Genomic DNA, 7,031 nt, shown 5'->3' on the forward strand with positions numbered 1-7,031 from the left:
GCTAAACATGATGCGTTCCACTCCTTGCGTGCTGCAGCCGTGCAGGGAGAGGGCGCTCAAGGGCAGACTTACGATTGAGGTTGGCGGGCTGCGGGCAAACCAGAGCCTTGAGGAACTGTTCAGGTGCTTGTTGGGCAGCTGGAAGCGGCTGCGGCGTCCGGCAGAGCTCGTGCTCGCCTGCGGTGCGGATCTCATCCCGGTGGACGGAGGCGATCCTGTATTGTGGCTCGGCGGCATCGGTCCTGATGCAGGAGATGATCGTATAGGGAACTTTCCACGTGAATTGGAAGTGCCGTCTCTCGGCAAAAAGCACGATCTCTCCGACCGCGAACCGGTGAGCTTGCATGGCGCATCCCTTCCTTGTTGGGCTCGTGCAGGCCGCAATGCACGAACAAGGAAGCACCTGTGCGGTCGGTGAGAGGCTCTGACTTATGCGGGCGCTCAGAGAAGCACGTGTTGAAGCTGAAGCCACAAAGAAGTCGGCCTGGAAAGAGACTGAGCGTATTTAGAAAAGTCGAACCCTTCGAAGTTAAGAAGGACCGTCGAGATAAGTTCCTGGCCTGCCCACGGATTAGCAGCACTGCCGCGGCGCACGTGAATCCTATGGCGACGCTTGAAAGAGATCATGACGTCTAAGGAACCTTGATCGTCTCCCCTATGAACATCAGCTTGGTGCAAAGAGGCGTGGCAGTTCTATCGCTGCATCATCACCCGTCCTGAGCGATTACGGTGCCTTGGACGGAAAGGTCAACGCTTCCACTTGCCCTCGTACCGGAACTCCGGAGCTGATTTCAGTTGGTCAAGGTCAGCATTCATCATCGCTTGCCACCTGTTCTCACCCTCGATGTACCGGATCGAGATCGATGACGGGTCTACAGCCACGTAACGCTGTCCGCTGCCCAGAACTTCGCCGACGGACAACACGATCCCGCTGATCTGGCCGCCTTCGAAGACCACATCCTCGATCTTGCCCATTCCTTTGCCGCTGGCGTTTTGCACGTCCAGGCCAATCAATCTCGAGCTGAGGATTGAATTATTGCTGATGGTGATGAATTGCGTAGCACTTGATGGAGCTGGAGTGCTCTGGCCATACGCCGCACCTGCGGCACCAAGAGTGGAGAGAAGCAAGATAATTGGCAAGCGCATGAGCCCTGTCCTTAGGCGAAAAGCATATGTCCATTGCTGGCCAAGACGCGGGCCCTTAGGAAGGTGAACCTCTGTTGCCTTCCGAGGAAGAATATTCCTCATTCAGCTGATCGAGGAGAGTCTGGAGGTGCTGGGGGACAGGAGCTTTCAGTATGTCCTGGTAAATGCTCGCAAGTGACTGTCCCAAGATCAAGTTCATCTGAGTTTGCGTGAAATTTAAGCTGCCTGGGACGATTGTCTCGCTAAATCGTTGGAATGGATCGTCCATCGATCTCATGCGGGTCTCTCCATCGTCAGAAGCGGCGCAATCCCGATGACACGGATAACATAAGTTAATGGTTAAACCCGGTGCATCGCCCTTTGTTGCAAAGGGCCTTCTCAATCAAGCCGCGTCAACACCACGCAGTCATGAAAATGCCTTGCAGAGATGCAATTGTTTTCCATGACCAACGCTCCGAGACGGTCGAGCCAACGTCAGGATCTCAAACGGTGGGAAAGTGAGGGAGGTGCACCGCGTTCCGGTCGCCGCTTCCATGATCCAAATCCTGCCCCTCTGCCTAAGGCAGAACCGGCACTTTATTACTTCAACATCAGAACAGAGAGCGGCGTGATCGAGGATCCGGAAGGTAACGTCTGTCCGGACCTCCAATCAGCACGAGAAAAAGCGCTCATTGACGCCTCTGACATCATTCTGAAAGGTGATCGGCTAGGCGAGGATCGTCGGGGCTGGTGTTTCGAGATTATGGACAGGGCCAATCAGCATGTTTCGGCGGTACCGTTCTCCGAAGCCCCGAACCGAAGAAACTGATCCGACCTGAAAGTCTCTCAGAGTGCGGTTGAGGCTTAGGAAAGCGAGCAAGCTATGAGCAAAGACAAGACCGGCATAACTCAGGCTGTTCTGGATGCGATCTGGAAAGCGATGGGGCTGTCACACGGTCACCAACCTCCTGTGTCGAAGGTAAAGCTCGACGGGAGGCGAGGCTATGGAGACAGCGAGATTCCTTCGCCTGTCCAAAACCCGGACAAGAAATGATCCTGAGCGCTGTGCTCCTGAGCCAGCAATGCGTAGAAGCCTCAACAGGGCTAATAAACTGCACAGCTTATCGAAGGACGACGCGGTTCCCTCATGACCTTATCGGCCCGGGTGTTGTCGGTTGGGGCCCCAAAGTTCTGGAGCACCGGACGAGAAAAGTGGATTTGCCTTTTGGGCTCAGTCTGATGCTTCTTCGCTTCAGGAACACATCGTGCGGAAAACAGGTCCACTTTTGCCGGCGCGCCCCTTCGGTTTCGCACGAGGCGCTAGGTGCCATCCCTTTGACCGCCACTTAGACGGTCATGTTCCTTATTCAGCTTGTCGAATTGGCGCGAGAGCTCGGCCTCGGAGCGGCCCAAGGCTTGCGAGCGTGCAATTTCGGCACGTGATGCCTCAATCGCACGGTTGGCCTGTTGAATTGTTTCACCAAGCGCGTCCTGGCCCTGCTCGGGCTTGTTTTCATGGGAAGCAGACTGATCACGCTCATTCATAAGATGTCAGCTTACAGGAAGCACACAGCCAAGCATTAATGTGTGTTAACGATGTGCTTAAGCTGTCAGATTGAATTATATCAACGTTCTGCAGACGGAAATTCGGGGAGGTTTTCCACTACGAGCGAGAGTGCAGCCCGCAGCACCACCTGTCCAGCTTCGTTCCTGACGCTGATGATAAAGGTTTGCGGGTCGCCATCTGGAAGAGCATCCTTCGCCATGTCGGGCAGGGCCTTTCGCGCCTCGCGTTCAGCCGCCGCAATATCCCGCAGTTCAAGCCCTTCATGGTCGGGGATGAAGCGGTCACCGTCGTAGGAATCAAAGAAATAGCGCGGCATGCGGATCAACTAAGGTAACTTCCCAATGTTCCTATGCCTTGCTCAAGGCGCATTCGCCTGTGACAATCAAAGCATCGTCAGCATCCGAGTCTTAGGCGCTGGCGACTGAGAGACAAGAGCTCCCGCCTATTCATTCGGGAGGCCATCTTGGACGCCATCCACCCCCATGCCGCCGCGCTGATCCGAAAGCTGGAGAGCATCGCTCCGCTCACGCTGGAAGAGAAGGCCGCCCTACTGCGTCTGCCGTTGCGGCTGAAAACCGTCCCAGCGGACCAGGATATCGTCTGTGAAGGCGATACCCCCTCCGAGTGCTGCCTGATCGTCGAGGGCTTCGCTTGCCGTTACAATCTCACAGATGAGGGCAAGCGGCAGATCCTGTCGTTCCACATCGGCGGCGACATCCCTGACCTTCAGAGTCTGCATCTGAAGGTGATGGATCACAGCCTGGGCACGCTGGTCCCGTCCAAGCTCGCCTTCATCCAGCATGAGGACCTGCGCAGCTTCGTGCGCAGCCACCCCCGTCTGGGCGACCTGTTCTGGCGCGACACGCTGATCGACGCGGCGGTTTTCCGCCAGTGGATCGTGGGGCTCGGGCGGCGTGAGGCCCGTAGCCGGATCGCACATCTCCTTTGCGAGCTGCTGGTGCGGCTGAGAGCGGTCGAGCTGGTGGAGGATCATGCCTTCAATCTGCCGGTTACGCAGGCAGAGCTGGGCGATGCGCTCGGAATCTCGACCGTGCACGTCAATCGCGTGCTTCAGGAACTCCGGAGCGAGAACCTGATCACCTTGCGTGGGGGCATGCTGCGGGTGCTGGACTGGGAGGGATTGCAGAGGGCAGGGGAGTTCGACCCGACCTACCTGCATCTGGTGAAGAATGAGGCCCTCTAAGCGGCATTGCGGTGGTGGGGACGAACATGTCCTTGTCGCCGTTGTCAGCTTGAAGGAGTCCCAGAATACGACTTGCGTCTCGGGCTCAGCGTTATTGGGAAGAGTGTCTGAGCGGGCACTTGGCGTGCCAAGGCGTAACGCCTGTATCGGCCAATGTCGATGATGTGTATTTTGGGTTGCGCTTAAGGCAAGTACAACTTCAACGTTGTAAAAGAATGTTCCCGAGTAAATACCCGTTAAATTTCAAGGGGCAATGTTTTTCTAATGTACGCCTGAAAATGAAAGCCTCCTGGTGCGACTTTCGAATTTTGCACTACGTCAATTTATTAAAATATTACGGCTTTTATCTTGCAATGATCCGATTGATCATCCATATGAAGCTATCCAACCGACATGTTCGGCCTGCTCTCCTTAGCTCGTGATTGAGCGCCGAGCCCGCTTTCCGTTCCGATCGTTTGTTCTTTCAGTCCGCTTAAGGCGGGCGCTTACACGTCGTTGCCCCACCTTCGACAACCCCAAACACAACAATGCCGTTCCGGTTTTGCGCTGGTGCGGCGACAGGAATCCTATGTCTAATTCAGCTCAAATCCAGTATCCGAAGCACAAGCCTCAGCCGAAGCACGAGCCGCAGCCCTTGAAACAAGCGCCAGAGGCTAAGCCGGTCGATAAATCCCAACCGTCCGGTCTGTCGCGAGAGGAAATCCGTCAGATCGTCCTTGAGATGATCGGCTGACGTTCTGTCTCGTCTTCTCGCATGAAAGAGCGAAGCGGCGCACGATCATCGGTGCGCCACTCGCTAAGCCTGAGCAGGATGCGAGGCTCTATTGCCGGTCCTGCAAGACCTTCGGCTCCGTCGCCGGCGCGCGGACCCCGGCGTTGAGCGCGGTTGCGGGTCGACGCTGCCCGGTAAATCGGGGCTTTGGCTTGGGGGCGGCGATCAGCCCCTCCCGAATGGCCTGCTTGCGGGCCGCTTTGCGGCTGCGCCGCACTGCCTCCGCTTTTTCACGGGTTTTGCGCTCGGAGGGCTTCTCGTAGGCCTTGCGCTGCTTCATCTCGCGGAAGACGCCCTCACGCTGCATCTTCTTCTTGAGCACCCTGAGGGCCTGATCGACATTGTTGTCGCGTACCAATACCTGCAATGCGGTATCCAATCTCATGCTTGGAGCGTGCCGGAGGACTTGCCATAGGCCATGGGCGATGGCAGACCGGCAGGAAAGAGGGCTCAGCCCTCTTGGCGAGGCCGGACCTTAGCACAGTTTCAGTCCATGGCACGGATTTCGTTCTCCAGGTCGAAAGGGACTTTGTCCGCGCTGCGAATCCTGAGAGGGGCAGCCGCACCATCGGTTCGTTCGTGTCCGATTTCCTCATCAGAGAATATAATTGAGCCGGTATCTCTCTTGCCCTTGACGAGTGAGAGCGTTACGCCTCTATGCGAGACAAGAATGACTTCGGAAGGCAGTTTAGATGGGCCGGGGTAACGAGCACCGCAATCGTCAGCGTCAATTTGGCGGGCAATCCGCTGATCAGTGGGGCGATTATGCCCCACCACCATCCTACGAGCGGCCCGCTCGCCCACAAGCCCCGCGTGCATCTTCAGGTCGCGAGGCCGAGGCGCGGGTGAAATGGTTCAATCCTGACAAAGGCTTCGGCTTCGTCGAGCTGACGGACGGCTCGGGCGAGGCTTTCCTGCACATCAGGCAGGTGGAGGCTGCAGGCCATAGCACTCTGCCCTCGGGCACCACGCTGGTGATCCAGGTCGGCCCGGGCCAGAAGGGGCCTCAGGTCAACGAGATCGTCAGTGTCGACACCAGCACGGCTGAGCCCGAATCCGGCCGCCGTGGGCCACGCCCCCCAAGGGCTCCCATGGGAACTCCCGAGGGGCGTCCACGCCAAGGGGGGCTTCAGGCTCTCAGCGCCATCCCGGATACCGTCGGTACGGTGAAGTGGTATAACCAGACGAAGGGCTTCGGCTTCATCGCTGTCGAGGGCGAAAGCAAGGATCTGTTCGTTCACGTCTCTGTTCTGGAGCGCGCCGGTCTCAGCGGATTGGAGCCGGGGCAGGCGGTTCGCGTGGCAATCGTGGAAGGTCGCAAGGGACGTGAGGTCGGGGCGGTCGAACTCGCTTAGGCGGAGCGACGTCTCGTTTCTCAGGCTCAGGGCGCTTGAGTACCATTCGCGTCCGGCGAGAGCGAGGTCAGCCTCTATCCGAGAAGAGTGTCCGATATTGCGGTAGAGCAGACATGTGTGCTGCCCGCGATCGACCAGCTCGACTGAGATGGCAAGGAGCTGGCGCGGAGATCCTTGCCGATCTCTCTGCGATCGAGACATCATTCTGGCGATGACCTCGTCTAGAGCTGTTTCCCTTTGCATGGAATCAGCTCTCTTTGTTGCTGGGCCGCATTTTTGACGGTGAACCGGATCCACTTCGCCGAAAAATCCTCTGGCCAACAAATCCGCACTCAGACAGCGAGGCAAGAAGGTCAATAGCAGTGATCCAGCCTGCGCGACAGCGCCTCATCTCCTCATGGACCAATCCCCCACGGTCAGAATGGCGTAAGATGGTCTACTCGGCGGTCGTCATTCCGCCAGGAGGCGGAGCCGCCGTGATACGGAGGTCTCCATGTTGTTCGTCATCATCGGTAAGGCGAAGGCCGGGAGCCGCGGCAAGGAACGGATCGCCCGCCGTGTGAGCTGGGAGTACCCTGCCGGCATGCGGATGGTTGCAGAATATTGGCCTATGAGTACTGAGGCAGCGGTCATTGCTGTCGCCGAAGCAGATAACCCCGCCTCGATCATGAGAGCCATCGTGGATTGGGATGACGTCTTCGACTTGACCGTCATGCCTGCAATGATGGCTGAGCAGGGCCTCGAGTTGGCGAAGCAGATGCAGGCAAGCTCGTCCGCCTGAGGCTCTCGCGACGGAATGCTGCAAACACTGTGCCGGTGCGTGTCCGTGAGCGGACACGCATACCTCATGGCCGCGGACCGAGCGCTATTAATTTGAGGGCTCCATTTACAGCCTTCCACGAAGTTCTCTTGAAGGCCGTCGCGATTCCAGCCTGAGGGAACGGGGAGCCCGGAGCGTCTTTGTGATGGCACGGGGCAGACACTGCGTCCCAGCCGGTTTGGCGGGGA

Annotated in this window: 10 protein-coding genes; 5 read left to right on the top strand and 5 right to left on the bottom strand. The window is 57.7% G+C overall.

The window, feature by feature from the left end:
- Position 1: 1 nt before the first annotated feature.
- Positions 2 to 346 carry a hypothetical protein gene (locus ACUXUR_RS22500; protein WP_445504586.1) on the bottom strand — a complete coding sequence of 115 codons (345 nt, stop codon included), beginning with the start codon at positions 344 to 346 and terminating at the stop codon, positions 2 to 4.
- Between the two features lie 401 nt (positions 347 to 747).
- Entirely contained in the window at positions 748 to 1,146 is a 399-nt protein-coding gene (locus ACUXUR_RS22505) for a PRC-barrel domain-containing protein (RefSeq protein ID WP_445504587.1), read from the bottom strand.
- A 442-nt stretch (positions 1,147 to 1,588) separates the two neighbouring features.
- On the opposite strand from ACUXUR_RS22505, the gene ACUXUR_RS22510 reads away from it, so the two are divergent.
- Complete coding sequence (locus ACUXUR_RS22510; protein ID WP_445504597.1) at positions 1,589 to 1,954, top strand: DUF6894 family protein; 366 nt, start codon at positions 1,589 to 1,591, stop codon at positions 1,952 to 1,954.
- Between the two features lie 491 nt (positions 1,955 to 2,445).
- Here the strand turns inward: ACUXUR_RS22510 and ACUXUR_RS22515 are convergent, their stop codons facing one another.
- The gene (locus ACUXUR_RS22515) at positions 2,446 to 2,670 is read right to left on the bottom strand and encodes a hypothetical protein (RefSeq protein WP_445504588.1); all 225 of its coding nucleotides are present in this window, start codon (positions 2,668 to 2,670) and stop codon (positions 2,446 to 2,448) included.
- A gap of 80 nt (positions 2,671 to 2,750) precedes the next feature.
- Positions 2,751 to 3,008, bottom strand: coding sequence for a DUF6894 family protein (locus ACUXUR_RS22520; protein WP_445504589.1), 258 nt, complete (start codon positions 3,006 to 3,008; stop codon positions 2,751 to 2,753).
- Between the two features lie 147 nt (positions 3,009 to 3,155).
- On the opposite strand from ACUXUR_RS22520, the gene ACUXUR_RS22525 reads away from it, so the two are divergent.
- Complete coding sequence (locus ACUXUR_RS22525) at positions 3,156 to 3,896, top strand: Crp/Fnr family transcriptional regulator (RefSeq protein WP_445504590.1); 741 nt, start codon at positions 3,156 to 3,158, stop codon at positions 3,894 to 3,896.
- A gap of 568 nt (positions 3,897 to 4,464) precedes the next feature.
- Positions 4,465 to 4,629, top strand: a complete 165-nt coding sequence (locus ACUXUR_RS22530; protein WP_445504591.1) for a hypothetical protein — start codon at positions 4,465 to 4,467, stop codon at positions 4,627 to 4,629.
- Positions 4,630 to 4,717: 88 nt separating this feature from the next.
- Here the strand turns inward: ACUXUR_RS22530 and rpsU are convergent, their stop codons facing one another.
- A complete protein-coding gene (gene rpsU, locus ACUXUR_RS22535) occupies positions 4,718 to 5,035 on the bottom strand; it encodes a 30S ribosomal protein S21 (protein WP_445504598.1) in 318 nt (105 codons plus the stop codon).
- A gap of 325 nt (positions 5,036 to 5,360) precedes the next feature.
- On the opposite strand from rpsU, the gene ACUXUR_RS22540 reads away from it, so the two are divergent.
- Entirely contained in the window at positions 5,361 to 6,023 is a 663-nt protein-coding gene (locus ACUXUR_RS22540; protein WP_445504592.1) for a cold-shock protein, read from the top strand.
- Between the two features lie 493 nt (positions 6,024 to 6,516).
- Positions 6,517 to 6,804, top strand: a complete 288-nt coding sequence (locus tag ACUXUR_RS22545; protein ID WP_445504593.1) for a DUF3303 domain-containing protein — start codon at positions 6,517 to 6,519, stop codon at positions 6,802 to 6,804.
- Positions 6,805 to 7,031: the final 227 nt, after the last annotated feature.

The sequence above is a fragment of the Microvirga medicaginis genome, assembly GCF_052658925.1.